The sequence below is a fragment of the Mycobacterium sp. genome (assembly GCF_965230835.1).
Taxonomy (GTDB): Bacteria; Actinomycetota; Actinomycetes; order Mycobacteriales; family Mycobacteriaceae; genus Mycobacterium.
Map to the genome: position 1 here is coordinate 508,044 of NZ_CBDDLW010000002.1, position 26,832 is coordinate 534,875.

Below are 26,832 nucleotides of genomic sequence, written 5' to 3' on the forward strand. Positions count from 1 at the left end.
TTCTATTGCGCGCTGCGCTTTCGCACGATTCGTCGCGAGCGATTCCGCTGCCGCTTCTCGACTCGTGTTGCCGCCGTCAGCACGGCAACGTCCTCCTCGATGGATTCTTCCGGCCCGGTCTCTGCCCCTTGCGCGTCCACAGCTGTGTTATCGGTCGGCTGGTCGACGAGTAGATGGTCGCTCACATGCGCGGCAAGGCTTCTGGTGTTCGGAAAACGGAACAGGTCCACCATGACGAGACGATCCGTCAGTCTTTCCCGTAGCAGATACAAAGCGCCGGACAGAGTCAACGAGTTCGCGCCCATGTCGAAGAAATTCTTGTCGACATCGACATACTCGATCCCCAGCTGCTGACGCCAGACCTCGGTGATTGACGACATAGCCTCGGTTAACTTCGAATCAGGCCGCCCTGCCTGGCCGTCGGCATGGTCGGCTTTTCCTGTCTCGGCGTTCTGCAGCGTCCACTGCTCTCCGATCCGCCAGCGCTGCGCCGACTCTTGGGCTTCACTCACCAATGCCCGCATATCTGTGCTCTCCGCCATGCGCACAGTCGCTGTCAATCTGTCCACCCGGCTTGGGGCGCGCGCGATCATCCGGTTCTGGTACACAGATGATCCATCGATCCCTACAACGAGGCGGCTACCTGGCAGAAACGTCGAGATCTCGAGCGAATCGAGCGCCTGGTCGCGTTCGAGCAAGACATATCCACGACGCTCGGCCAACGAAAGCTCGTCTCGCGTACCATTCCGACCGACCCCATGCCACGCGCTCCACGCGATGCTCCGCGCCAAACCGCCACTTGATTGGGCCATCGCATCGACGAACGCGCATTCCGCGGCGTACGCTGACGCCCCTGCTCCGCCGTAGATCCCGTTCACCGAGGAAAAGAAGGTGATGGGGACGGAGCCGTCGGAGACTCGCCGCAGCGCGAGCGCACCGTGAATCTTCGAGCGCAACGAAGCCCGCCACGACTCCAGTGTGTGCGCGGCCACCGGTCTGGACTCCCAGCTACTGGCGAGATGCCAGAAATGCGCGGGCGCCTCGCGCCAGGCCTGCGCCGCTTCGGCGACGGCTTGAGAAAGCGAAGCCGAGTCGGCAACGTCAACGCTGTGATAGCGGACATCGGCTCGCCGGGTAAGGCTGGCGAGGCTCCGGTCTGCGGCCTCCTGCCAGCTCGGGGAGCCCGGCTCGGATCTGCCGAGAACCAAGAGCCTGCGGACCCCGCCGCGCAACAACCGGCTACACACCTCGTAGCCGACGCCACTCAAACCTCCTGTGACGACGTGGAATCCGTTCGCGGCGATAGATCTGCCCAGGTCGAGGCTATCCGCCACCACGTTGCTCAGCCCGAACACGTGACGGCGACCCGCCCGATACGCGACTGCCATGTCCGCCTCGTCAAAGGAGAGCTCGCGGACGACCGTTTCGGCTTCGGGGAATTCCAGGTCGAGATGGACGACAGCAATGTGGTCTGCCTCGCTCGCGACTGAACGCAACAGCGCTGCTGCCGCCGACGTGATCGGGCAAGCCCTTCCTCCTTTGGGGAGGCTTTGCGAGCCAAGGCTCACCAGACATAGCCGCGTTCTCGGCAATTCCTCTCTCATTGCGGCCACGCTTTTGCCAAGTAGGAACAGGCTGTCAAGTGTCACCCGTTGCCGCTGGCCGTAGTAATCGTCGTCATCGACGCTCTCACTTTGGCCGAAACCGCCAAGGAACACGATCGAATCGATCTGTCCACGACGCTCCGCAATATCGCGGAGCGAGGCGAGGTAGTCAGCCTGGTCCTCCACGTTGACGGCGTAGTCGTCTTCGCCATCGTTGGCCCATCGGTCCCCCAGCCGAACGATCACCGCCGAACAACCTGCCTGGACGAGGTTGTTTTGGACGCTCAGCGCCATGTCCGAAGACCGCTGCGAGTCGTCGCAGATGATGACGGCGCTCTTCGGCGAGCTTGAAGGGACGGCGTTCTTCGCGTGCCACGTGGGAGCGTAGAACCAGTTCGGGAACTTGGCAATTAGCCCGAGCGCTCTTTTACCTGCCTCTATCTCCCGGTCGAAGTCCCCGTTGAGCAGACGTTTCGCGAGTGCGCTCCGCTGGATTTTCCCGATCTCTGTCTTCGGTATGTCCGCCTTGGACACCAAGAACGTATAGTGCGGCGTCACCCCGATGTCGTCTCTGATCTTATTCCGGACCTGTTGGTACAACGCGCTGTCCCTCGCAGCGTCGCCTCCTGCGGCGACTAAGGCCACCGCCAATTCGTCCGTCTTCGCGTTTTTGCCCCGCACCGGGAACGCTGCAACGTAAGACCGCAGAACTTCAGGCAATTCCTCCACACACCGCTCGATCTCGTGGCTGTAGTAGTTCACCCCGTTCATGATGATGACGTCCTTGACGCGCCCGGTCAGGTAAAGCTCGCCATTGCGGATTAGCGCAAGATCTCCGGTCTCGAACCAGCCGTCCGCGGTGAACGACGATGTGTTCGCCGCGTCGTTGTTGAAGTAGCCCGACGTCACAGACGCGCCCCGCACTTGGAAACGTCCTTCCTTTCCCTCAGGAAGGACGTTGTTGCACTCGTCAACTACCCGCATGCTGAATCCCGGGTAGGGCTGCCCGCAGCTCACGAAACCGTCCTTGCTGCCACAGGTGTCGGTGGGTTTGTGGTCTTCCTGCCGGAACACGGAGTCCGTTACAACGGAACAGGTTTCGGACATGCCCCAGCCTGGATGCACCACGTCGGGTGCGAGCCCTTTCGGAGCCAACGCGCGCAGGAACGCCTGCACGACTTCTGCGACCACCATCTCGCCCGCATTGGTGATATGGCGGACACTGCGCAGATCCCACGGCTTGTCGGCGATGGCCGCGGCTCTCTCCGCCACCAATCCGAACGCGAAGTTCGGAGCCCAGGTCACTGTCACGTCGTGGCGGTCAACCTGTTCCCACCACCGCAAGACATCCTCAAGGACCCACGATGTGGCCGCGTGTATCTGGCGGCAACCCAGATACACATCCCGCAGATGCGACATCACCACTCCGGTCACGTGGTCAAGCGGTATCCAGTTGAATGACACGTCTTGCGCGGTGAGCTCGTTCATGACCGTCGCGCCCTCGCTGCGCGCGAGCACGTTGCGGTGCGTCAGCCGCACCGCTTTCGGCCTACCCGTGCTGCCGGAGGTCATGAGCATCAAGAACACGTCGTCTGGATCTGGGCTATGCCAGGCCCGTTCCTGCGCGCAGAAAGCCTCAGGGGCGCATTGGAGCTCGTCGATGCTCACCGTGCGCATGAGTTCCTTGTCGAAGAGGTCGCGCATGCCCGACAACTCGCCAAGCTCAGCGTCACCGCCGAGAACTACTGGGAAATCGAGCAGTTCGAGGACGACCGCCAGCTTTTTCGCGGCAACCCGGCCTGCTGAGAACGAGTTGACGACGGTCATCGGGACCGCGATGTATCCACCGAGTATGCATGCCCATAGCGCGGCGATAAACTGCTTGCTGTTGTCGAGCTGAAAAACGACCTTGTCCCCGACAGCGAGCCCCAAGTCCCTCAGCCTGGCCAGCAGTGCTTTGGCTTCCCATAGCAGTTCTGCGTAATCGGATCGTACGACTACACCTGCTTTATCGATGTGGACGATACTCTCCTCCACATTTCGGGAGATCGCTCGCAGCAGGACGTCTGACCAAGCTTCCAGCGTTTCGACGCCGAGCTTCTGGCCATGGCTGACGGCTATCGCGTCGCCGCAGTCTTGTCCCACACCGGTCGTTTCCGACGAGTCGATTCTGATGAAGCGCTTCGCTACCTCGTTCATGTCGATTTCGAGCGGCGAGCTCACCTGGCCCGCGTACTCGCGGTCGACCGAGACGGCCAGGACACCGGGCAACGCACGGAGTTCTTGCGTCCACGAACGGATCTGATCCTCGCCGTCGCCAGCAATCGCGGCCAGCGTGGCTTCGTCGACCTCGCCGTCAGGCATCCTCGGTATAGAACTCACCGCACAGGGGACGATGTCATACGCTCCGGACAGCTCGGCCACCACGGCCGATACCGCTGTGATGGCGCCTTCGCGCACCGGGACGTAATACGCATGCACGACTGGCCGGGGCCCGTCCGACATCAGACGAGCGAAGCACTCGCCCACCGAGTTCAGCGCGGAGATACGCTCGCGCGTTTCCTCCGCCGCGCTCCGCTCGCGGCAGGGCGGGAGCGCGAATTCTGTTGCAAGCCTTTCCGAAGCGGCTCCGACCTTCTCCCCCAGGGAAAACCGCACAACGCGCAATGCCGCGAAGAACCGCGTGAGCAGCGTACTTACGAACTCTTCGCCGTACAGGCGTGTGTCGAACTCTACCCGCACACGGCCCATTTCAAAGCCTTCGGGCGGCACCACATCGAAGAATAGGTCGAACTTCGAAGCCTTGTTCATCGCAGGCACAAGATTGTGGGAGCGCGACCCTAGCTTGAGCACGGCGGGTTGAACGTTCTGCAAGCTAAGCATGATTTGAAAAATCGGATGCACACCAAGCCTGCGAGGAGGGTTGATCAAGTCCACGATCTTCGCGAACGGATATTCCTGGTAGCGGATATCGGCCACGTCTGAATCCCAAACCTCGTGCAGGAAATCCGCCAAGGTGAAATTGCTCCGGATCTGGGTCCGCAGTGGCACAGAGTTGGCGACCATGCCCACCGTTGCTTCCAACTCTTTGCTAGTTCTCGCCGACACAGGCGTCCCAATTACGATGTCAACGCCGAACCCAGCGCTGTGCAGCGTCAACGCCAACGCCGCATGGAGCACAGAGAATTCTGTGACGTTCGAGTGGCGGGCAGCGTCTCGCACCTCGTCGAACACCGACGACGGCATCTCCTGCTCCAACATCGCCGCGTTCGATCCGCCGTCAGACCCTCGCCTGTGCTCCGCGCCATGCGTAGACACCTCGGCAGGGATAGCGCGCAGTCTTTCCTTCCAGTATTTCTCAGGCGAATCGTCCGTGCCGCCCAGCAGCGTTAAACTGCGCCGCTCCGCGTTGACGAGCGCGCAATAGTCACTGTAGTGGAACGTAACAGCGGGCCAGTCGACCTCGACTCCGTCTCGGAGCTTCTGATATGCCAGGGACAGATCCCGCGCGAAGAGCGACAACGACCAGCCGTCTATCGCGATGTGATGGATCACGAATACGAACGCTTGCTCCCTTCCCAGAGCTCGGACGATCCGTGCGGCGATCGGAAGGTCCGCACGCAAGTCGAAGGTTCGGGCCAGTCCCTTTTTGACCGCGCTGTCGAACTCGTCCGGCGAGACGTCTTCCACTGGCACAGCGACTTTCCGCTCCCCTGGCGGGTGGACGCGCTGCCAAACCCCCCGGCTGTCCTCCTGGTAGGTCGTACGCAAGCTCTCGTGCCGATCCACCGTCAGTTGGAGTGCCTCAGCCACCAGAACGGCATCGACATCCTCCGGGAGGGAAACGGAAAAACCGATGTTGTAAGCGGTTTCCTGCGGGTTTGACTTGTGGAGGAACCACATGCCCAGCTGTTCGAAGCTCAACGCAGGCGTCATCGGTTTCATGGCTTCGCCTGGTTGTGTCCGGTCCGGTTCACCTTTCGCCTCGGCCCGTGTCAGAGCGTCAGCCGGGATCTCGGCGAATCGCAACCGGGACCGGAGTCCCCGCGGGGTGGGGTTGCGGAAAATCTCAGATACTCCGAGGGAAACCTGCGCGCCCGATTCCTCAACGCTTTTGCGAATTCTCATCAATAGCGTGGCCGCGAGGATCGAGTGACCGCCAAGTTCGAAGAAATTGCCCCCGGCGTTCACACTGCCTGCAGGTAGATGTAGGACTTCTTCGAAATTCGAGATCAGCATCCGGAGCCAAGGGTCGGTCTCTTCGCGATCCACCGCGCCCTGCGAAGACGTAACCCCAGCGCCGAACGTCGCCCAAGGGTCCGGCAACTTTTTCACGTCGAGCTTGTTGTTGGCGGTAAGGGGGACGCCGTCGATTTCGACGAGGAATGCCGGGATCATGTAGGCGGGCAGGGTCTCGGCCAAAAAGTCCAGGACCTCCTTGGTCGACAAACCCCGCCGCGCACTTATGAAATAGCCCACCAAAACGGTAGTGGCCCCACGCTCTTCGGACGGTGGAGAAGCCGCGAGAACCCATGCCTCTCGCACATCGGGATGACGCATGATCGCCGTGGCTACCTCGGCGGTCTCTATCCGGTGCCCGCGTATCTTGACCTGGTTGTCACTCCGGCCGTAGTAGTAGAGTTCGCCATCAGCCTCCCGCGAACCAAGGTCGCCCGTTCGGTAGGCACGCAGCGTCCGGCCACCGACCTCGAGGTCTAGGAACTTTTCTCTTGTCAGGGCTGCACGGTTGACATACCCGTCCGCCACGCCCGTCCCCACGACGTAGAACTCGCCGACGCAGCCAAACGGCCTCGGTTTCCGGCGCCCGTCCAGGACGAATATCCCCATGCCGGGAAGCTCGCGGCCGATGGGACTGCCATTCTTATGCGCGGCAAAGCCGTCTAGCTGGTTGACGCGCAACACCTTTAGCGTGGTGTGCACGGTGGTCTCCGTGATCCCGTACATGTTTGCCAGTACCGGATCGAAGCCGTCCAAATGGCTCACGGCTTTGGTAAGGGCTTTCGGGTTTAGCGCCTCGCCGCCGAACACCACTACGCGAACGCTCCGCAAATCGGCGCCACTCGCCGCGCGCGCGAGCTGGCTGAACGCCGTAGGCGTTTGACTCAACACAGTCACCTGCTCACGCCTGATGAGCTGAGCGAAATTGTTCGGGTCCACACTGTCGCCCGTCGACACAACCACAAGCCTGCCTCGGGTCAACAGCGAACCCCAGATCTCCCATGTGGAAAAATCGAACGAATACGAGTGGAAGACGGTCCACACGTCGTCCTTGCCCACTGGCAGCACCTCGCCACACGACCGCAGCAGCGACAGCACATTTTTGTGGGTGATGCGCGCACCTTTCGGCTTCCCCGTCGACCCCGAGGTGTAAAGAACATAGGCGATATCGTCGCTGCGGGCCGCGCTTTGACCATCAAGACCTACGTCTGCGCGGTCTTGCGCCGCGCGACTCATGTCTACGACCACCGACGCTTGCAGGCGCGCCGCCGCATCCTCGGCAAGCTGCCGCGTGTGCGCAACGCCGTCGTGCACAAGCGCTTTCGACCCAGCGTCGTCCAAAATATCGGCGACCCTTGTCAGCGGGTACCGAGGATCTATGGGCAGATATGTCGCGGAGCACTTCATGATTGCCAGCATCGCCACGACCATGTCAGCGCCGCGTTCTGTGATCAGACCCACGAGATCGCCTGGCCGCACGCCCATTTCGGTCAAGCTACGAGCGACACGGTCGGCTCGTTCATCGATTTCCAGGTACGTGTACGACAGCGCTCCGTCGACAACAGCAACAGCGTCCTGCCGCTCCTTAACGACGTTCTCAAACGCCTTGTCTATCGTCAACGACTCGTCGTCCCAGTCGGCCAGCACGTCGGGCCTAGCCAACGCCTCGTCTTCCTGCCGAGTGAGCACCGACGTCTTTGTAAGCATTTCGTCCGGGCCGCATGAAGCAAATTGCGCGATGACACGTTCGAGCCGTTCCGCAAACGACTTTGCCGCAACTCGCTCTTCATCTTCGTCGACGTGGACGAAGAAACCGTCGGCAGACTTCCGAATATTGCACAGCAGCGCTTCGCTCACGCCTCCGGATATGTAGTGAACTTTAGTCGAGCATCCGGCCAATTCGATATCATGCCCGAACGGCACGACGTTCACCGTTGTCCTATACAGGCTCTGATCCACCCCGGAAATGCCAAGGTTCATCAGTACGTCTTCGATACGATGCCTTTGATGCCGACGCAAGCCATCTATTTTTTCCCGCACCTTCTTCAAAAAACCGCCGACACTGTCTTCCATGTCCACTCTTACCCTCAGCGGAAGCACATTTGAAGAGGTTCCGTAGGCACGCAACGCTCGACTACCCGCCCTGCCGATAGTTGTTACGCCGATGACAGTGTCCCGACTGGCCTCAATCTGATGCACCACATAGACGACCGCAGCCACGAGCGCCTCTATTGCGGAGACCCCGTACTGTTGGGAAATCTTCTGCAGAAGCTCTGCTTGCTCCCCTTCGAAACTCACCAATTCCCGCGAGTAGGCACTTGCAGCGCCGATGTCGTCCTTCGGACTGACAGCGCCCTCATCAATGCCCGAAAGCTCTGCCGACCAGTAACACTGGTCTTCAGCACGCCTTTCCGAATCTTCGTAAGACTGCTCCTCCTCATACAGAGCATCCCTCGTCTCCGTCCAATTATGGGGATATTCGCCACCCATAACCAGGTAATTGTATAATTGCGCAACCCTTTTGGTGAGAAGTGTGTAACTATATCCATCCAATATGATATGGTGCATATTGATAGGCCAATAAACATGCCCGCTGCCATCCCGGTAGAGATATTGCACGGGCAGTGCGTTTTCCATCAAATCTACGCGACTAGAAAGATGCGTCTCGACACGACTTTTTACATATTGCCACGGGTCTTCCCCGGGTGCGATATCGACGCATTCTACGTGTGGCTGCTTTTCATCGCCTGTCCAGATTCGAGCACCGTCTCCAACGTCGACGAAGCGCGCAGAGAAGGTCTCATTCTCTGAAAGCGCGATTTGTATTGCACGTTCCAAGGCCAACGCGTCGACCGGTCCGGCGATCTCCAGACACTCACAAGTGTTGTAAATAGAAGACGTATGCTCGCCCATCAACTCGGAGGCCAAAATTCCCTGCTCTGCGCGAGTTAAGGGTTTTCTACCATCCTGCCACCTCATACAGGTAGCAACACCGCGCACCGTTTCGCGCTCCAAATCTTCCATCGAAATCTCCAGTAACTAAGCAGTTAACGAGCTGCACCAATATGCGAGCCGCAAACACGACTCAGGTTGTACTTGCCCCTTGGAGTTGGACACTGGATACGTGGTCGGTACGAGGCCATTGGTTCTCTCTGCGTCGGTAGTGGGATAGCTAATCTGGATGCTCATGCTGCGGACATTCATGCCGAGGTTGCGGCTTTCCTGGAAGAATTGTGTGGGTATCTCAAGACCAGCGGCCCGACCCGGCTGGCGGGTCAATGGCTGCGTTAGCTACCGGCGTTAAAACGTCGAATCTCCTTATCTCAAACCTGATCCCGCACAGTTTTCAGACCCCGATCCCGCACAGTTCGGGCGCGAAACCCTATGGACCCCAAGGTCAATGGCGTCCGCGGCGACTCTACAGCGTCGACAACCGGATGCAATCGCGCACAAGAGGATCTGGAGAAGCTCTCGAACATCTCTCGATTAGCGCTCTAGTTCTACCGGCGCTGCGCATCAACGCTGTCGGCGCCCTTCTTGACATCCCGGCCAGCACCGCGACACCATCGCAAGGGCGACCAATCCGACGCGGTCAACAGCACCGCCGCCGCAGAGGCTTTGGACGCGTTCGACGCCGCGTGGGGGCACCGGTGTCCGGCAACAATTCGTTTGTGGCGCAACGCCTGGGACGAATCCATCCCGTTTCCGGGACTACGACACCGAGATAAGGAAGGTGATCTGCTCGACCAATGCGATCGAATCGTTGAAGGCCCGCTACCGCCGCGCCGTGCAGGTCAGGGGCCGCCTTCCCGACTGAGCAAGCCGCCCTGAAATGGCAACACTTAGCCACCCAGTCGCTCGACCTGACCGGGACCGGACAGAAGCGATGGACTACGCGCTGGAAACCAGCCTTGAACGCCTTAACACTAGCCTTCGCCGACTGCATGCTGGGAAGCGAAACCTTCGAACCGAAAATTCCACTTACACCATTAATCCGGCAGACCCGGCCGCCCAGATACTGGCCTGCCAAAAATATTATTGAAAATGGAGCGTGTTGCGCTGACATGATATTTTTAGATCCTATACAGCGGTTCTATCTTCGCGAAAAAAGTCGCGGTGTTGTACATGCCGAACTCGTCGGCGATGTTGACGCGCAGCTCTTGGCGCAGGCGTTTGCAAAAATGTTGCGCGGTTACCGCGTGATGCGATGTTTCGTCAATGCGGACGCTGAGGTGCCATTTCTTTCGGAGTTGCCCTCGCAGGAGATACCCTCGCTCGAAGTTCGCCCTTTAGAGGAGAGCTCTTTGCGGGAGGAATACTGCAAGCCCCTGCGCACCGGCGGCCCTCTCGTTCGCGCCGTGCTTCTCCAGGGCTCGCCAGCGTCAAAATTCGTGTTCTGCGGTGACCATATTGCGGGCGATGGCGTGAATCTCTTGGCGATCTATCGGAATCTGCTTCTCGAATATGACCGGCTTCTCAAGGCGTCTCGACGCAGTATTATTGATAGTTCTCCTAGCGTTTTCGATAATGCACCTGACTCATGGGATCCCGAGCGGGGGTTGTGGGATAAAATAGCGGAAGGTCAGTTCTCCGCATATCAGACCAAGCGGATTGAAGAGGCGACACGACAGGCCCTGTCTCTCCCATATCAGCACAACGGGAAAAAACCGCCAGAACCGGGCGTTTGCGAAGGTGAGCGCGTTGACGTAGCAAGAATATCCTTTCCGGATTCCGATTCGCAGGCTCTTCGATTATTGGCGCGCGAGCGGAACACGAGTCTGCATGGCCTTGTCTGCGCTGCGGTTATTTTTGCTATCAGGAAATTGCTTGGAAAACAGGATTCCAATACCATGGCTTGCACCTCACCAATAAACCTGCGGCCTTTCCTGGGCATCGGCAATGATGTTATACACCCCTGTGTTTCCACACATTTTTACCGCGCGGAAGTCTCGCCGGAATCCGATCCGTTTGATTTCGCGAAATCAATACGAGCTAGCCTAGTTCGGACATCTGAATCAGATGAGAAGTTTTATGAGCTTTTACTTCTCTTGCGAGCCCATGAATTGCCTTTTCATAAATTGACGCAGATTTTTGCAACGAGCGCATATGTCTCTAATTTAGGCGCATGGGAAATGCCGCGGGACATCGGCGGATTGAAGGTCGAGAATCTGCGCTTTATGCCTTTTCGGGAATCCTATCACTTAAAAAACGGAACCGGACCGGTTATGGCTACCGTTGCCAGCCTCAATGGCGAACTCAGCATTGAGCTACCGCACTGTGTAGATGGGTTTTCGACTTCTTTCATGACAGTGCTCGCCGCAGAGATTAGTAAATTTCTAACGGGATTTATTCGAGAGCGGTAACAGCCCTAGACAAAGCTTAATGCCGAGAACCCACCATCGCCACAGCGCGACACCTTGCCGAGAAACAAGAAAGACATCTCACGAAGTTAAAAGTCAAGCCACGAGCGAGGGAGGAGGTGGAAAGGCTAGATGTTCGGTGTAGTGCTGGCCGGTTTGCAGGCAGTGGTGGAGTTGGCCGAGGAATTTGTTGAACAGATGTCGTTGGGCTTGGTGGTTCCAGTCTCCTGCGGCGCGGCGGGTGTCGTAGTGGCGACGGGCGCCCGGCGAGGCGCGCAGCGATGCCAAAGCCCAGATGGGACCCACGGCGGCCAGGCGCCGGTTCTTGATATGGCGGTGCAACACGAGGGTTTTCTTGCCGCTGGCGCGGGTGATCGGCGCGGCTCCGGCGAATGCTTTCAGTCCGCGGGCGTCGGTGAAGCGGGCGCGGTCATCACCGATCTCGGCGAGTACCCGGGCACCGGCCAGGTTCCCCAGTCCGGGGAAGCTGGTGATGATCGTGGAGTCCGGGTGCTGCTCAAAATGGGCGGTTGCCGCCTCGGCGAGATCAGCAGCAGTGGTGCAGGCAGCCTCGAACTGACCCAGCAGCCCTGCCAATTGGATACCCATCGCGTTCTCCACGACCGGTGGTTGGTGCAGGTAGGTGTCGGTGAACACCTCCCGCAACCGTTCGATGTCACGGTCGAGATGGCGGCGGCGGCCGGCCTTGGCCAGCAGTCGGCGCAGTCGGGCCGGGGTCAGCTTGGTCGCCTGGGTGGGGGTTGGTGCAGCAGCCAAGATGGTGCGCGCATCTCGACGAGCCAGCCCGCCCTCGGGCAGGTCGGCGAACGCGGTGATGGCCGCCGGGTAGAAATCTTTGAGCACATCGCGAATCTGGTTGCCGATGTGTTGACGTGCCCATACCGCGTCTTGCTGAGCGCGGGCCAGCACCCGGATCGCCTGGGCCAACTCGGTGTCGGCGGGCAATGGGCGGTGCGCGCCGGGGTCGGTGCGCACAATATTGGCCAGCAGCACCGCGTCGGCACCATCGGATTTGGCCCCCGACACCGCATACCGTGCCCGATACCGCGAAGCCGCCAACGGGTTGATCGGATAAATCACCCGGCCAGTTTCTCGCAGCGCCGCCACCCACAGGCCACGATCAGTTTCCATCCCCACTGGTATCGGATCAGCGGCACTGTCACCGGCCTCAGCCAGCAACGTCAACAGCTGCGCGAACCCGGCCGCATCATTGCCCAGCCGTGCACGGGCTACCACCCTCCCGTCGTCATCAACCACAGCAACATCGTGATGCTCAGTAGCCCAGTCGATTCCACAAAACAAGCCCAAGACGTCCTCACTTTTTCGTCGGTGGATGGTTGCGCCGTTACCGGTGGACTCACGCGGCGCCCTAATCGCGGGACTCCAAGGTCCGTCATCTCACTAGCCGTCCGTGACTCCAGCACATCGCAGGACTTCGTTCTGTCGAAGAGCTCAAGGCTCGAGAACAACCATCAGGAAGTCACCCCTGCGACGGGCTCGGGCAACGGAATCTCACCACCAACCCGACAAGACCTGCCGCCAGACGCGCCGCTCTTTCTCAAGTCGTCGAACGACGGGAACACCAGACGTCACCTGACGGCAGATCCCGCAAGAAACAGGCCCCGGTCACCAACACCCGGACCGGTAACCAATCCCTACTAAACGATTAGGATAACCTGATGGGACAAGTGCGGGAGATGCTGGTCGAGCTCACGAAGCGACCAGACCTCGTAGCGACGATCGCCGACAACGACAACATCACTGATTTCGGGATCGACTCTGGCGACATCATCCGCCTGACGTTGCTGATCGAGGAGAAGACGGGTGTCGAAGTCTCCTTGGAAGACGTCACGTCGGCGCGTTCGATCGCAGACTACGAGAAGCTGATTGTCTCGGGCGGTCCGGCGTGATCAGACGACCGAGGACAAGCGCGGGAGGCCGACTGTGTGGATGACGCAGGTTTTGGAAAGAAATTTTCAGTACCACGCCGACCGGGTTGCCATCATCGATTCGTACCGTCAAGTCACCTGGCGGCAATTCTTCGAGCGCACAGCGCAGTTGGCGGCTGCGGTGCGCGAGTTGGGCGTGCGCCAGGGGGAACGGGCGATCATTGTGTCCAACGATCGCATCGAAGTCCTGGAGCTGTACTTCGCCCTCGCGCGAGCGGGGGTGGTGTTCGCTCCCATCAACCGGAGCATCAACGGCGAAGAACTCGCGTATACGCTCCACAATGTACGCCCGAGCCTTGTGTTCGCCACCGCCGAGCTGCTCTCAAAGCTCGATTTCGGCGATGTCCCAGCGTTTGCCGTCGACACCGACGACTTCGCGCGGCTCGGGGTCTCGGCCCCGTCGCGCCCCTTGCTCCCCGCTGTCCCCGAAGACACCCCCGCCGCGATCTTCCACACCTCGGCCACCACTGGCCGGTCGAAGGGAGTCGTCGTCGACCAGGCGTCGTTCCGGGCGATCGCCTTAGGCTGGTTGTCCGAGGTCGGCAGGGACGAGCACATGGTGCTGCTCAATTGTTGCCCGCTGTTCCACGGCAGCTCGGTGCTGTCCCTCACGTACATGACGCAGGGCGCCACTGTCGTGCTGATGGGAAACTTCTCCCCGCAAGCAGCCTTGGCCCTTAGCGCTAAGCATCAGGCAACCCATATCTGGCTGGTGCCGCAAATGTTGCGCTTCATCTTGAAATCGAAGGCATTGGACTCCACAGACCTCAGCTCCGTGCGGGAAATCCTCTACGGAGCGGCTCCGATGCCGCGTGCCCTCCTCGCGGAGGCCGCTCGACGGATCTCCTGTGGTTTCCGACAGGTGTACGGGATCACCGAGGCCGGAGGCCCTTTCATGACGCTCGGCCCCGACGAGCACGCCGCCCTTGCCGAGGACGCGGCAGCGATCCCGGTCGGCAAGGTGATCCCAGGGATGAGCATAGGTTTCCTCGACGAAGAAGGCGTCAACTTCGCCCCGGGCTCAAGCGGCCAGATCTGTGTCCGAGGCCCAGGCGTGATGCACGGCTACCGCAACAACCCGGAAGCCACCGCCGAAGTCTTCGCCAATGGGTGGCTGCTTTCCGGCGACATCGGCTCCATTGACCACGACGGTCTCGTGACGTTGATCGACCGGGTGAAAGATGTCGTGCTTCGCGCGGGCCAGAATATCTATCCCCGCGAGATCGAGGACGTTCTGCATGCGCACGCCGAGGTTGCCGACGCCGCCGTCATCGGCATCCCTGACGACGAGTACGGCGAAGTGCCCGTCGCGTACGTCGTCCCGGTCGCGCCAGTCTCCAACGCTGAGGAATTCATCCTTGGCCTCAGGAAACATCTGGCCGCGCATTTGACGCCCTACAAGACGCCAGCCGATATCGTCTTGTTGGAAGTCATGCCACGCAATCCCTCGGGCAAGATATTGAAGAAAGCTTTGCGTCTCGACTACGCCGAGCGGAGCAACTAGGGACTAGTACTGCAGGGTTAGATCGAGGTCTTTGGTTCTCCCTGCGTCAGTAGTAGTGCAGGTGGACTCGGTATTGATGTCGTCGGCGCCATCGCTACCAGGCCACCGGGCTGGCTAGGATCTGGCTGGCAATCAAGAGCAGCGCGTCGAAGAGCCGTCGAAACTCGTTGACCGTCAATGTGATTAATTCTTCAGATGAGGGCTGGATGTCGCGTTCAGTCACGATGGCCACTGCGAGGAAAGCGTGGGCGAGCATGGCCCAGCGGCTTATAACGGCCAAAGCGCGACTCAATACAGGCAAGACCGCCGAGAATTCCACCTATCATCGATCCAGGCCTACCGGATACGTAGAGAATTGACCTTCCGGCATTTTCTCCCATAATCCTCGCTCAGGATCTCCCTCACTTCTATGTCGGTAACTTCCGTCCAGGTGATGCATAGCTCCGGTCCACATCGTCTTTCCGTCGACCACATCGCCAGCAGAAACCGTTTTCTGGTAGGACCTCGTAGTGATCCACAGCTTTCGATGCTGCCCTTGCCCGCGCATGCAGTCTCAACGATCACATTACAATCGCTTTGCCGTCCATTGTTTTGCCAGTTCGCCTAGCAGCAGGGCGATTTCGCGGTCTCACCGTTGTGCAGCACGCCGATACCACATAGCCGCCCCTGGCGTTGAGTGGCCCAAACGTGACATCAATTCTGCCAACCTGGCCCCGGCTTGCGCGGCCAGCGCAGCACCACTGCGCCGTAAGTCTTACCAGCGCCGATCGTATCGCTTCACATCGGAACGCGCCCTGTCAAAGTGCCTGCCTGCGTTGTCGGCTGTAGGTATCGCCCGCTCTTCACCGGCAATAACAGTGAATCGCCACCACGGGCAACATGCCGCGCGAGATGGGTTTTTACGGCGGGCACGATGTGTGGCGGCATCGCTATAGCGCGGATTCCTGCATCCGACTTCGGTTCACCGACTAGCCCGCCACCATCGACGCATACGGTCGCACGCCGAACCTTCGCCACGCTGGCTTTCAGGTCAATATAGGATCGGCTTAGCTCGGACCAACTCACCAAATCGGAGTACACACCACGCCGCCAACGGCGCCATAGGCCGGGACTACTGCGGCATTTCGGATTCCGGAGCTTCCAGCTTGTTGATGCTGGCTGGCTTGGGCTTGATCTTGTGGGTTTCGGTGCGACGCTTCGGCTCGCGCACAGGCTAGTTTCAATCAGCCGATATCGGTCCGGGCCGTTTCCAGGATCGTCCGCAGCAGCGAGTACGCATGAGCCCGCGTCGTGGGCTTCGCCTCCAGCCTTCATCTATACCGCCAAACTCGCGATCAACGCCGGTACGTGGTCGATTTCCTCGATGTCGATCCGATCAGGCGTGGACCAATGCGGTAGGTGGTCAGCCGCCCGCAGCGATGCAGTGGCGGACCGTGCGCGGTGGGGGCACACATCGAGACGTTCAGCGACAGCCGCCACCGAAGCCAGACGCCGTTGGCACCGGACCTCACCGAACATGCGGATCACCCGTTCACGCAGCTCAGGCGGATAACTATTCACCGGACGCGTCGCCACGGCTGCACTCCCCCCTGCAAAACCGACACGTCGGGGTGATTCGGCTCGCGCTGTTTCGCTGAGACAACCTCAGTGGAGATTGAGCAGCGATCTCAGCTCCAAAAATCTCACCACGCGACGCGCTTTTCGCAATGCGCCGCGCTCACATGGGCCTACCGTCGACATAAGGCCAGCTAGCTGCGTTGAAGTGAGGGCGTCCCGAAATACCGTGAAACTGTATCTTGTGGTCAAGATTACCCAAGAAAAAAGTAAGAATATTAAGAGTGAGAATCTTGTCGCTTTTCTATTCCATTCAGATCACAGAAGCATTACAGTCACTGTTATTGAACGCCTACTAGGCGTTTAAAATTTGAGCCCTAGAGACCGAATCATTCTTGACCGTACGCGTCACAGAAGACTGTTCCGGGGAAAATTAAGGCAGGTTACTCTCCATTATCAGGGTGCAAAACCTGTTATATACAGTGCATGAAAAAACTTTGACGGAAGGCTCTCCCGCGTGCTAGAAGAATTCTATATATACCACGTACTGCCCCGAAGTATATTCGAAGCGGATTCCAATGAAGATCAGGTATCCGGTTTCCCATCAGGAAAACTCCTATGACTCGTTTTCATATTGGATAATAACCCAGAGTGCCCTCATAACAAAAAGCCGAATAGGACTCCAAGCATTCCGGGGTGACGGTTTTTACAGATAGCGGAATCAAAAAAGAGCAAACTAGGAAATCAAAATATTGATCCGGTGAAGGTGATTCATAATGAAAAACCCTATCGCATCTATCATTGGCGCTACCGCGCTAACCCCGTGCCTTTTCGTCTCCCTACCAATGGCCAAGGCCAACGCTCATGGCTATGTCTCGACTCCGCCTAGCCGCCAGGCTCAGTGCCAACAGGGAATAGTCACCACCTGCGGCACCGTCAAGTACGAACCTCAGAGCGTGGAGGGGCGCCAGGGACAGCGCAACTGTCACGCTGGCATAAAAAGATGGGACGCCCTCAATGACGACAGCCGGCCGTGGAAATCCACATCGGTCGGCACAGTGACTTCGTTTACCTGGACAAAAACCGCAGTACACAGGACCGCTAACTGGGAATACTATATCGGTTCCACCAGGATCGCCAAAGTCGACTACAACAACAAAGTTCCTCCTTCTACTGTCACTCACCAATTAGACCTGAGCGGATTCAGCGGTCGTCAGAAACTTCTCGCCATCTGGAATATCGGCGATACCCAAAACGCGTTCTACTCATGCGTCGATCTGCAAATCGACGGAGGCGACCCACCGCCACCCACCTCAACAACAACACCACCACCGCCCACCACAACAACACCACCACCGCCCACCACAACAACACCACCGCCACCCACCACAACAACACCACCGCCACCCACCACAACAAGAACACCACCAGCCGGCGGAGTAAAACGATGGGCTGTCGGCGCGACTTATGCGATCGGTGACAGAGTCCGCTACCAAGGTAGGACGTATCAATGCCTGCAAGCGCACACAGTCCACGCGTCGAATTGGACCCCACCCAACACACCGGCGCTCTGGAAGATGATGTATTGACCGCCGCGGCAAATTATATCCGGAATTCAATGCAAGCAACCGTTCTCCTAGCCTCGACTAGGACTTCGAAAACACGGACATATCAAATTGAGTAGTCGCCGGCGTTGCGACAGGCATCGCCTCGATCGTACGAAATTTCGGTGGCATGTAAGAAAACAACCCGAAGGAGAAAAGGTGAAAATGTCAACTATTCGGCGCGCCGTCAGCTTGGCCCCTTTCGCTTCGCTCCCAGCGACTGGGCTAATGCTGCTTGGCAATTCGGTTCAGGGACACAGAAAAGTCGGGGCGCGGGTTTCGCGACCAGCACCGCCGAGCGCGGTCTGCGGGTCACCCTGGACTGTCAAGGTCGCTGATGTTCTTGACTGGATCGATTTTCCCAGCGCTGTCCAGATCACCCAGCTAGGCCGCACCGTCGGCGACAAAGCAACCAAGACCGTCGCCCGCTCCATGAAAGGGCTGCCGAGTGAGGTGTGCATTTGGTTCGGCGGGGTGAGTCTCACCTTTCACAGGTGCACCGCTGGATATCACGTGTCAATACCAGGTATGACGCGCCATACGGGGCATGACCACTCCATGGCACAGCCACGCAGAGGTGATCGCGAGCAGATCAAAGTACGTGCCGCGGCCGTCGTTTGCACACGCTTGCGCGAGATCGCCGCAGAACATGGCACAAGTGTCAGTCAACTCTCAGCGGACTTGTTGGCGATGGCCGTCGGCCATCCTGAAACCGTCCGCGAACTTGACAAAGCAACCTTGCCGCAGGCGATATAGGCACCGCGGCCCAGACAGACGCCCATAAACATATAGCGGCGCGGATCAAACGGCTGAAATGACGAAGGGTGGCGGCTTCGGTCTCGTTGTCCCCACAGGCCGCATACAGCCGTCAAGGTGCTCACAAATGAGTTCAACGCCGATCTGGACGCCGCCGTCTTTCGCTTCTGGCCGATCCCTGGTTGGTGCGAGCGCCCGAGTGCAATTTTTCGACACAAGAGCAACCTGGGCCGTCTAGAGCTGAGCACGTTCCTAGTCGTGATGCCTAGCTAGGTGATCCGAAAACATGTGCGGGCTCCGAGCCAAGAACGCTTGGCGAACATGGTCACCAACCCGGACAGGTCGTACTCGATTGGCGCAGCGTGGCATGTGCCGCATAACAGCGTCAGATCTGTGTTCTTCCAGCTAAGTGCGGCACCACGTTCAGGCACGAGCGGGTCGACCATTTCTCGAGCGGATCGGCCGTTGCCTTCGCGGAATGGGCGCGCAAAGGTTGCGCACCCGTCCCGCGCACGGCCACGCCGCTGGTGTCACCCTCGGCTGCCACCGGCTCGGCTGGCTTCTGCCACCCCGCCAACCGGCCGAGCCGCCTACACCATGCTTGTGACATCGGCCGGGTCTTTCGTCCCCCCGTGACTATTTGTAATTCGGGTCATTCGATGAAGAATCTGCATTTTCGCTATATAGATAGCTGTCCAATCTTTGTTCTATATCAAAACTAGCTTCCGGAACGTCATAGGAGAAAATAATCGCAACTCGGTCATGCTCACCTAAAACGGGACGTACACTGTGCAGGCAAGTTTTTCCTTTCATGAGGAGCAAGGTTCCTTGACGTGGTTTTACTGCCACTTTCTTGCCAAGAGTGGCACGTACACCTTTCAATTCCAACAAGTTATCCAGCACCTGCTGAGCCTTGGAATACCGGGCGCCCTCGAGAAGGATGCGATAGCCGGGATACAGTTCCGTCTCGCCGCCTTCGACTTCATTCAAGTAGAGTATTCCGGTCAGCTCATTTCGATCGTAGTGCCAACGATATTCACCCCCCGGCGACGTAATATTGACATTGACCCCCACTTGAGCATTGGCTAGCGGTGTCAGAATTTTCCCCGAAGCAGCGTTCACCACGTGGTTTATCTCTCGATATAATCGATCAATTTCAACGAGATGTTTCCCGATTTGCCCCCCGTCGATAACACTGTAATCCAAGGAACGGCCACGTCGATTTCGATAGATATGCGGAATCTTGTGGGATTGTCGATACATTTTGACGAGCGATAGAAAATGCTCAGATTCCGATTTCGTCAAGAAATCATGGTCAACCCAGTACCTTTTCGCGCCGTATTCCTCGGCGCCAACAATCGCACCGTCGGACAAGTTGATCCGCGTCGCCGGGCTCGGGCGATCATCACCAGTAGAGGGTTTCAGAACAGCACTCTTGACGCCCGACAGATGAGGCCGCCCACCCCTCGAAGGGCGGCATTGACAGCCGGGAGGATGCGAGATGCATCGATCATCAAAAGGGCCAGCGACCGGAGATTTCGACCACGAACGCAAACTACCGCCGCTCACCGCTGGGCCCCCCTTCGCCGGCTGACTGCACTGCGCGGAAGTTCCATACTTACCCCACCAGCCATGCCATTAACCGGGCGCGAGCCAACGAGAGCACTTCCTCTAGAACCGAGTCGGTCTAACGACGGATGATAACTAACGGATCTATCACCAAAAACCTTCGCTGAATGCGGAATTTTCACAACCCGTCCTGTTCGTATTTAATATTTTTCTTTAGAGCGAGCGAAGCGGCCATATACCCCCCGGTACGATAAAAACATGGCCGGTACCGAATTTGGATAAATAAGATAGTCGGGAACTAGCCCTATGGCGATCCTAGAAAGAATAGATAACCAAACACATTCAGCTGATCATATCCGTGGAAGGCCAGGAAAACGAAGGACCGAAACGCGCCATGCCGGCTCTATCTCGGCTGTTTTTTGCCGTGGTTTTATTTACGAGATGGAACCGACATCCACTGGCGAGGTCGTGTGATTCGGTCGCAGCCAACATGAGCCTCCTGGTTGTTATTGCCTTCGTCCGCTCGGCCTGAGCTTAAGATGACTAACGAAGGCGGCACGCGTCCAGTTCACACAAATCGCAAAAGCGGTAAACGCCCTGATCAAGCCGGTGTGTCGACACCGGGAACCTCGTATGACGGTCAGTGAGCATGGCGCGGTAGACGACGTCGGAGAGTCGGCGTTTGAGGATGCGTAGGGCTTCCATGCCGCCGTCGCCGTTGTTTTTGCATCGGTCGAGTAGTTGTCGTGCGGGTGGGTAAAAGCGGGCTTGGGTGATCGCGATGCGGTGGATCGCGGCGTTGAGTTGACGGTTGCCGGTGCGTGAGAGGCGATGTCGCTGCTTGTTCGATGACCACACTGGTAGCGGCGCGGTGCCGTTGTAACGGGCGTAAGCATCTTTGGAACGGAACCGATTCACACCGGCGGTTTCGCCGAGAATCTTTGCCCGCAGTCAGTGCGCCGCAGCCCACGATCGCCAGCAGCGATGGCGCGCTCTGGCTGACACCGGTGGTCAGGTGGCGTCTTAGGACTGGTGTAAAAACGCTGGGCGCATGTTCCTGGTGGTCATGTTACGCGGCGGTGGTGTCGGTCGTGGTTGTTGTGGTGGGGGGATGCAGTGGGCGGGGTGGCTCGAGCAGTTGGTGGCGTAGTTCTTGGAGGTGGCGGCTGGTCGCTGATGTTTGGGTGACTCCGCGCCAGCCGCGGCTGGCGCGGTCGAGGACGGCCCATACCAGCGACAGACAGCTGGTTTCGCCGGGTAGGCGGCCGATGACCTTGACCCGGCGACGGGATTCTCCGAAGGTGCGTTCGATGAGGTTGGAATGGCGGATGCGTGTCCAGTGTTGGCGGGGGAAGCGCAAATGCACGCTCAGCGAGGCGAAGTCGTTGGCCAGGCAAGCGACCGCGGCTGGGTAGAGCCCGCGGTATGTGGTGGTGAACTCCTCGGCGCGGCGGGTGGCTTCATCCACGGCCTGCTGGCCGGGTGGCTGGTCAATGTCATCGAAGATCGACCAGAACGCGGCTTTGATCTCGTCCTGGACCGCGACAGGTGTCTTGGCGATGACGTTACGGCAGCGATGGATCAGACACCGCTGACGCAGGCTTGCCGGAAACGTGGTCTCCCATGCGGCGATCAGGCCCGGCGCCCCGTCGGAGATGCCCAGTAGCGGCGGGCGTAGTCCCCGGTTCCTCAGGTCAGCCAAGAAGTCGGCCCACGCATCAGCCGACTCCGCTGCGGCTGGGGCCAGCCCAATAAACAGGGGCTTGCCGTCGGTGCAGATGCCCCAGGCGGCCAGCACCGGCTCGGCCGGGGCGTTGGGATGCATCCGAAAGTTCGAGGCATCCAAGAACAGGTAGTCCAACACCAGCTCATCAAGGCGTCGAGACGACCACGCAGCGAACTCGTCTTTGATGGCCGCACAAATCCGGCTCACCGTCGAGCGCGACAACGCCGCCTGCGAGCCCAGCACCTCGGCCAACGCGGCCTCGATGTCGCGATCCGACAAACCGCGCACCCATCCCGAAATCACCAACGCCTCCAGAGCGTGGGTGCGCGTCACCCCGGCACCGAATAGCCGCGAACAGAACCGCTCGTCGGTGTCGCGTAGTTTCGGGCGGCATAATTCGACCGAGCCCATCGTGGTCTTCACCGTCGCCGGCGGTTGATACCCATTGCGGTACCCGCCCGGGCCGTCCTGAACCCGACGCTGGTGACGGGCTCGGCCCAACACTGCTTCTACCTCGGCCTCCACGGCGACCTGAAACACCAGACGCACCGATAACCGCCCGACCTCCTCCAAAATCTCGGTCAACGGCCGCTCGGTCGCGGCGAACAACTGATCCATCTCAACACGCACACGCTCAATCGGCGATACTCGCTTGGTCACGGGCGTAGCCCCTCCTTCATAGCTTTCGTCGGTTGCGACGGAACCTACGCCCGTGACCATTTACACCAGCGATGAGACGCGACCGGTGGTCATCTCCTCGATCAGTTCGTCAATCTCCACGGTCAACAACTCACAAGTGACCCACCAGTCGCAACGCCAGTCGACGGACAAGGCTGTTGTCCTGTTGGCCGTTTACGTGAGTGGCGACCTTGTCGAATGCGCTGCGGCGCTCGATTCGTGCCGGCGGTACCCAGCCCGGGTCGAGCTCGTGCAGGTGCCAGCGCAGTCTGCAGATGATTCGGGTGCGCTCAGCGATGAGGTCTTCACGATGATCGACCAACAACCGCAGGTCAGGATCGACACCTTCGAGGCGCGCTACCGGTAGGTCGGGTTCGCCAAGCGCGGCTCGGGCAATCGCCAGGGCATCGATGGGATCGGACTTGCCATAGCCACGTGCCGAGTCACGCCCATGGGCCATCAACTTCGGTGGCACACGTACCACCGATTCCCCGGCGGCAATCAAGTCGCGCTCCAGTCGCCTTGTCATGCGTCGGCAGTCTTCGATCGCCCACAGTCGTTGCGCACCCTGACTTTCGGCCCAGCGCAGCAGCCGTAGGTGGTCATCTGTGGTGGTGCCAACAGTTTTCGTTGATCCCTGGCGGCCCAGATCATCGACGGTGACCGCGGTGTGGTTGTGCTTGTGGGCATCGATCCCAATGACCATCATGAACAGGTGTCTCCTTCACCGTGGGTGGCACGGACCGGTCGGTCGACATACGCCAATAGGGGGCGGTGCCACGCTCCTCTTAAGCCAGATCCACCGGTCTTCTCAGCGTCGACCGACCGCAGTAGAGACAGCAGCCACGAAGGCAGTTTGTAAACGAGCGAATCAGCCGACTACACCAGCGTGACATTGGCGTTTCTAAAGAAACGAGACACCTCACGCCGCCCACGCCCCCACCTCTGTTGGCTGCCACTTGCGACGATAAGTGGCGGTGATTTCGCGGCGTTAAGTGACGTGCCGTGCATTCGCTTTAGGCGATCAGTAAGGTGATACCGCCGTCGGTGAGTTTGATCGTGACCCCGGACAGATCGGTTACGACCACGTCGGCGTCCGCCAGTTCGGCTGCCTGGTGAGTGGTCGTGACGGCCAGTACTTGCGCTCCTGCAGCGCGGCCAGCTCTGATGCCTGCGGGCGCATCCTCTACGACCAGACACTGCTGTGCCTTAAAGCCCAACACAGCAGCCGCCTTGAGGTAGCCTTCTGGGCTTGGCTTGCCGGTGGACACGTCTTCTGCGCTGATCAGTAACTTTGGAGCGGGGAGCTGCGCTGCCGCGAGTCGAGCAGTCATCAATGAGCGCTCCCCTGAGGTCACTGCGGCCCATTGCCAGCGCGGTAGGGCTTCGAGTATTCGGCGTGCCCCTGGCAATGCCACGACACCATCGAGATCAGCTAGCTCCAGGGCGAGTTCCCGGGCTATCGCCCCGGATCGCTGCTGTGGCGCGACGAATTGCGGGACGATGTCCTCGGTCCGTCGACCGTGACAGACCTTTAGCACTTCTTGAGTATCGGCGTTGTACTCCTTTGCCCAGATACGCCAGGATCGTTCGACTGCGGCGCCTGAATCGATCAGGGTGCCATCGATGTCGAACAAGATTGCCTTGCCGTCCAGCATCATCGACAGCACCTTAAAGGTCCAGCAACCGCACCGGAAGGCGTGTCGCTAACGATCGTTGACAAGACACCCGTGGTTGGTTGGGGTTTTGGCAGGACGGCCCTGTAAAGCTTCCCGTGTCCGCGGCAATGTAAACGTGCCGGCGCAGCAGCGACCTCCACCGGTACCGCGAACCCATCCTGAGCCGCCGCCGACACCCCCACCACACCCGGCTCCATCGCAAACACCATCACCCAAAACGTCCCCAAAAACCCACGCCCACACTAGACATCACAGGCGGATACCGGCCAAGGTTAACCCGCCACGGCCATATCCTGCAGCTTCGCACCCGCTACTACGTCAAGCGGTTTTGGCACCATGACGCCTCGCCGTAATGTGACGCCGCGGACCCTAATCTGGACGCCGATCGCCACCTACATCGCCTGCGCTCGGGCGCGTCGTGATCAGCCCAGGTTTTCCTCGCAGGCGCGCCCACGTGTCGGCTGCGCTGTATTCAGGATCCTTGAGTAGCTGGGTAAACAGATAAGCGGCGATGGCGGGCACAACCATCCACATACCGTTGAGGACGAAGAACTTGAAATAGCTGAATACATCCGGTCGGATATCGACGAATCCTTTGATGGCTTCGACACCAAAAAACACGCTGACGGCGTAGAACTGCATAAATCCAACTACCACGAAGGCCTTGTATGCCTTCTGCACGTTGTCCCTTAGCAGGTTCCGCAGGACGTGGGGTCGCGTCTCATCGCTGGTGTAAATGGTCACGGGCGTAGGTTCCGTCGCAACCGACGAAAGCTATGAAGGAGGGGCTACGCCCGTGACCAAGCGAGTATCGCCGATTGAGCGTGTGCGTGTTGAGATGGATCAGTTGTTCGCCGCGACCGAGCGGCCGTTGACCGAGATTTTGGAGGAGGTCGGGCGGTTATCGGTGCGTCTGGTGTTTCAGGTCGCCGTGGAGGCCGAGGTAGAAGCAGTGTTGGGCCGAGCCCGTCACCAGCGTCGGGTTCAGGACGGCCCGGGCGGGTACCGCAATGGGTATCAACCGCCGGCGACGGTGAAGACCACGATGGGCTCGGTCGAATTATGCCGCCCGAAACTACGCGACACCGACGAGCGGTTCTGTTCGCGGCTATTCGGTGCCGGGGTGACGCGCACCCACGCTCTGGAGGCGTTGGTGATTTCGGGATGGGTGCGCGGTTTGTCGGATCGCGACATCGAGGCCGCGTTGGCCGAGGTGCTGGGCTCGCAGGCGGCGTTGTCGCGCTCGACGGTGAGCCGGATTTGTGCGGCCATCAAAGACGAGTTCGCTGCGTGGTCGTCTCGACGCCTTGATGAGCTGGTGTTGGACTACCTGTTCTTGGATGCCTCGAACTTTCGGATGCATCCCAACGCCCCGGCCGAGCCGGTGCTGGCCGCCTGGGGCATCTGCACCGACGGCAAGCCCCTGTTTATTGGGCTGGCCCCAGCCGCAGCGGAGTCGGCTGATGCGTGGGCCGACTTCTTGGCTGACCTGAGGAACCGGGGACTACGCCCGCCGCTACTGGGCATCTCCGACGGGGCGCCGGGCCTGATCGCCGCATGGGAGACCACGTTTCCGGCAAGCCTGCGTCAGCGGTGTCTGATCCATCGCTGCCGTAACGTCATCGCCAAGACACCTGTCGCGGTCCAGGACGAGATCAAAGCCGCGTTCTGGTCGATCTTCGATGACATTGACCAGCCACCCGGCCAGCAGGCCGTGGATGAAGCCACCCGCCGCGCCGAGGAGTTCACCACCACATACCGCGGGCTCTACCCAGCCGCGGTCGCTTGCCTGGCCAACGACTTCGCCTCGCTGAGCGTGCATTTGCGCTTCCCCCGCCAACACTGGACACGCATCCGCCATTCCAACCTCATCGAACGCACCTTCGGAGAATCCCGTCGCCGGGTCAAGGTCATCGGCCGCCTACCCGGCGAAACCAGCTGTCTGTCGCTGGTATGGGCCGTCCTCGACCGCGCCAGCCGCGGCTGGCGCGGAGTCACCCAAACATCAGCGACCAGCCGCCACCTCCAAGAACTACGCCACCAACTGCTCGAGCCACCCCGCCCACTGCATCCCCCCACCACAACAACCACGACCGACACCACCGCCGCGTAACATGACCACCAGGAACATGCGCCCAGCGTTTTTACACCAGTCCTAAGACGCCACCGGACGTAGATCAAAACTATCGCGAACAAGCCCGACCAGTATTCGACCCAGATCATGAGTGGATCACTGTGCAGGAAACGCGTGTCGGCAACGGCGTAGGCCCAGAAGTACCACTTTGATGTGTCCTGAGCGGTGGCACCGTTGACCCAGCTGTGAAAAATCGCCCACGTCAGATCCCAGCCCAGGGGAAAAACGATGGCCAGCACGCACCAAGTGACGATGAAGGAGGTAAACCGCTGTTCGCGGCTAGAAGCGCTCCCCCAGACAAAGGGCGCGGCCAGAGCTAAGATCCAGCAGCTAAGTACGCCGGTCAAAGCAATGTTGCTCAGTAGCAGAGGGTCGATCACTCCCCCGACGACCAGGGCCATACAGATCGCCGGGATCAGCATGGAAAGTGCTAGCCAAAACAGTTGTACCTTGGC

The 26,832-nt window shown here is 59.4% G+C and carries 16 protein-coding genes and 1 pseudogene; 7 read left to right on the top strand and 10 right to left on the bottom strand.

The annotated features are described in order from the left end of the window. Positions 1-2: 2 nt before the first annotated feature. A complete protein-coding gene (locus ACO07W_RS02750) occupies positions 3-8,867 on the bottom strand; it encodes an amino acid adenylation domain-containing protein (RefSeq protein WP_421840519.1) in 8,865 nt (2,954 codons plus the stop codon). A gap of 517 nt (positions 8,868-9,384) precedes the next feature. Here ACO07W_RS02750 and ACO07W_RS02755 point away from each other — a divergent pair. Both ACO07W_RS02755 and ACO07W_RS02760 read left to right on the top strand, forming a co-directional pair. Beyond that, a pseudogene (locus ACO07W_RS02755) lies at positions 9,385-9,805 on the top strand (transposase); the annotation flags it as partial. A 240-nt stretch (positions 9,806-10,045) separates the two neighbouring features. After that, positions 10,046-11,206, top strand: a complete 1,161-nt coding sequence (locus ACO07W_RS02760) for a phthiocerol/phthiodiolone dimycocerosyl transferase family protein (RefSeq protein ID WP_421845780.1) — start codon at positions 10,046-10,048, stop codon at positions 11,204-11,206. Between the two features lie 93 nt (positions 11,207-11,299). Here ACO07W_RS02760 and ACO07W_RS02765 read toward each other — a convergent pair whose 3' ends face one another. Next, positions 11,300-12,526 carry an IS110 family transposase gene (locus tag ACO07W_RS02765; RefSeq protein WP_421845748.1) on the bottom strand — a complete coding sequence of 409 codons (1,227 nt, stop codon included), beginning with the start codon at positions 12,524-12,526 and terminating at the stop codon, positions 11,300-11,302. Positions 12,527-12,903: 377 nt separating this feature from the next. On the opposite strand from ACO07W_RS02765, the gene ACO07W_RS02770 reads away from it, so the two are divergent. After that, positions 12,904-13,134: an acyl carrier protein gene (locus ACO07W_RS02770; protein ID WP_421840521.1), complete on the top strand. Its 231-nt coding sequence runs from the start codon at positions 12,904-12,906 to the stop codon at positions 13,132-13,134. A gap of 40 nt (positions 13,135-13,174) precedes the next feature. After that, a complete protein-coding gene (locus ACO07W_RS02775; protein ID WP_421840523.1) occupies positions 13,175-14,677 on the top strand; it encodes a class I adenylate-forming enzyme family protein in 1,503 nt (500 codons plus the stop codon). Between the two features lie 94 nt (positions 14,678-14,771). On the opposite strand, the gene ACO07W_RS02780 is transcribed toward ACO07W_RS02775, so the two are convergent. Both ACO07W_RS02780 and ACO07W_RS02785 read right to left on the bottom strand, forming a co-directional pair. Continuing rightward, positions 14,772-14,996 (bottom strand): hypothetical protein, encoded by a 225-nt coding sequence (locus tag ACO07W_RS02780; RefSeq protein ID WP_421840525.1) that lies wholly within the window; start codon positions 14,994-14,996, stop codon positions 14,772-14,774. A gap of 995 nt (positions 14,997-15,991) precedes the next feature. Next, a complete protein-coding gene (locus tag ACO07W_RS02785) occupies positions 15,992-16,252 on the bottom strand; it encodes a hypothetical protein (protein WP_421840527.1) in 261 nt (86 codons plus the stop codon). 755 nt (positions 16,253-17,007) lie between these two features. Between ACO07W_RS02785 and ACO07W_RS02790 the strand changes: the two genes are divergently transcribed. Both ACO07W_RS02790 and ACO07W_RS02795 read left to right on the top strand, forming a co-directional pair. Then, the gene (locus ACO07W_RS02790) at positions 17,008-17,820 is read left to right on the top strand and encodes a lytic polysaccharide monooxygenase (RefSeq protein WP_421840529.1); all 813 of its coding nucleotides are present in this window, start codon (positions 17,008-17,010) and stop codon (positions 17,818-17,820) included. Between the two features lie 180 nt (positions 17,821-18,000). Further along, a complete protein-coding gene (locus ACO07W_RS02795) occupies positions 18,001-18,591 on the top strand; it encodes a hypothetical protein (RefSeq protein ID WP_421840531.1) in 591 nt (196 codons plus the stop codon). 636 nt (positions 18,592-19,227) lie between these two features. On the opposite strand, the gene ACO07W_RS02800 is transcribed toward ACO07W_RS02795, so the two are convergent. From ACO07W_RS02800 to ACO07W_RS02825, 6 genes are all read right to left on the bottom strand, one after another. Beyond that, a complete protein-coding gene (locus tag ACO07W_RS02800) occupies positions 19,228-19,896 on the bottom strand; it encodes a 2OG-Fe(II) oxygenase (protein ID WP_421840533.1) in 669 nt (222 codons plus the stop codon). Positions 19,897-20,703: 807 nt separating this feature from the next. After that, on the bottom strand, positions 20,704-21,078 hold the full coding sequence (locus ACO07W_RS02805; protein WP_421840535.1) for a transposase: 375 nt from the start codon (positions 21,076-21,078) through the stop codon (positions 20,704-20,706). 151 nt (positions 21,079-21,229) lie between these two features. After that, on the bottom strand, positions 21,230-22,504 hold the full coding sequence (locus ACO07W_RS02810; protein ID WP_421840071.1) for an IS256 family transposase: 1,275 nt from the start codon (positions 22,502-22,504) through the stop codon (positions 21,230-21,232). 172 nt (positions 22,505-22,676) lie between these two features. Then, a complete protein-coding gene (locus ACO07W_RS02815) occupies positions 22,677-23,270 on the bottom strand; it encodes an IS110 family transposase (RefSeq protein ID WP_421840537.1) in 594 nt (197 codons plus the stop codon). Positions 23,271-23,580: 310 nt separating this feature from the next. Beyond that, positions 23,581-24,225 (bottom strand): HAD-IA family hydrolase, encoded by a 645-nt coding sequence (locus tag ACO07W_RS02820; protein ID WP_421840539.1) that lies wholly within the window; start codon positions 24,223-24,225, stop codon positions 23,581-23,583. Between the two features lie 387 nt (positions 24,226-24,612). Further along, positions 24,613-24,987 (bottom strand): hypothetical protein, encoded by a 375-nt coding sequence (locus tag ACO07W_RS02825; RefSeq protein ID WP_421840541.1) that lies wholly within the window; start codon positions 24,985-24,987, stop codon positions 24,613-24,615. A gap of 94 nt (positions 24,988-25,081) precedes the next feature. Here ACO07W_RS02825 and ACO07W_RS02830 point away from each other — a divergent pair, with 94 nt between their 5' ends. Continuing rightward, positions 25,082-26,356: an IS256 family transposase gene (locus ACO07W_RS02830; RefSeq protein WP_421840071.1), complete on the top strand. Its 1,275-nt coding sequence runs from the start codon at positions 25,082-25,084 to the stop codon at positions 26,354-26,356. The last annotated feature ends 476 nt before the right edge of the window (positions 26,357-26,832 follow it).

Coding starts and splice junctions, on each gene's coding strand:
- ACO07W_RS02820 (WP_421840539.1), bottom strand. CDS start 24,225: ATGATGCTGGACGGCAAGGCAATCTTGTTCGACATCGATGGCACCCTG.
- ACO07W_RS02750 (WP_421840519.1), bottom strand. CDS start 8,867: ATGGAAGATTTGGAGCGCGAAACGGTGCGCGGTGTTGCTACCTGTATG.
- ACO07W_RS02770 (WP_421840521.1), top strand. CDS start 12,904: ATGGGACAAGTGCGGGAGATGCTGGTCGAGCTCACGAAGCGACCAGAC.
- ACO07W_RS02760 (WP_421845780.1), top strand. CDS start 10,046: ATGCGATGTTTCGTCAATGCGGACGCTGAGGTGCCATTTCTTTCGGAG.
- ACO07W_RS02790 (WP_421840529.1), top strand. CDS start 17,008: ATGAAAAACCCTATCGCATCTATCATTGGCGCTACCGCGCTAACCCCG.
- ACO07W_RS02775 (WP_421840523.1), top strand. CDS start 13,175: ATGACGCAGGTTTTGGAAAGAAATTTTCAGTACCACGCCGACCGGGTT.
- ACO07W_RS02830 (WP_421840071.1), top strand. CDS start 25,082: ATGGATCAGTTGTTCGCCGCGACCGAGCGGCCGTTGACCGAGATTTTG.
- ACO07W_RS02815 (WP_421840537.1), bottom strand. CDS start 23,270: ATGGTCATTGGGATCGATGCCCACAAGCACAACCACACCGCGGTCACC.
- ACO07W_RS02795 (WP_421840531.1), top strand. CDS start 18,001: ATGTCAACTATTCGGCGCGCCGTCAGCTTGGCCCCTTTCGCTTCGCTC.
- ACO07W_RS02810 (WP_421840071.1), bottom strand. CDS start 22,504: ATGGATCAGTTGTTCGCCGCGACCGAGCGGCCGTTGACCGAGATTTTG.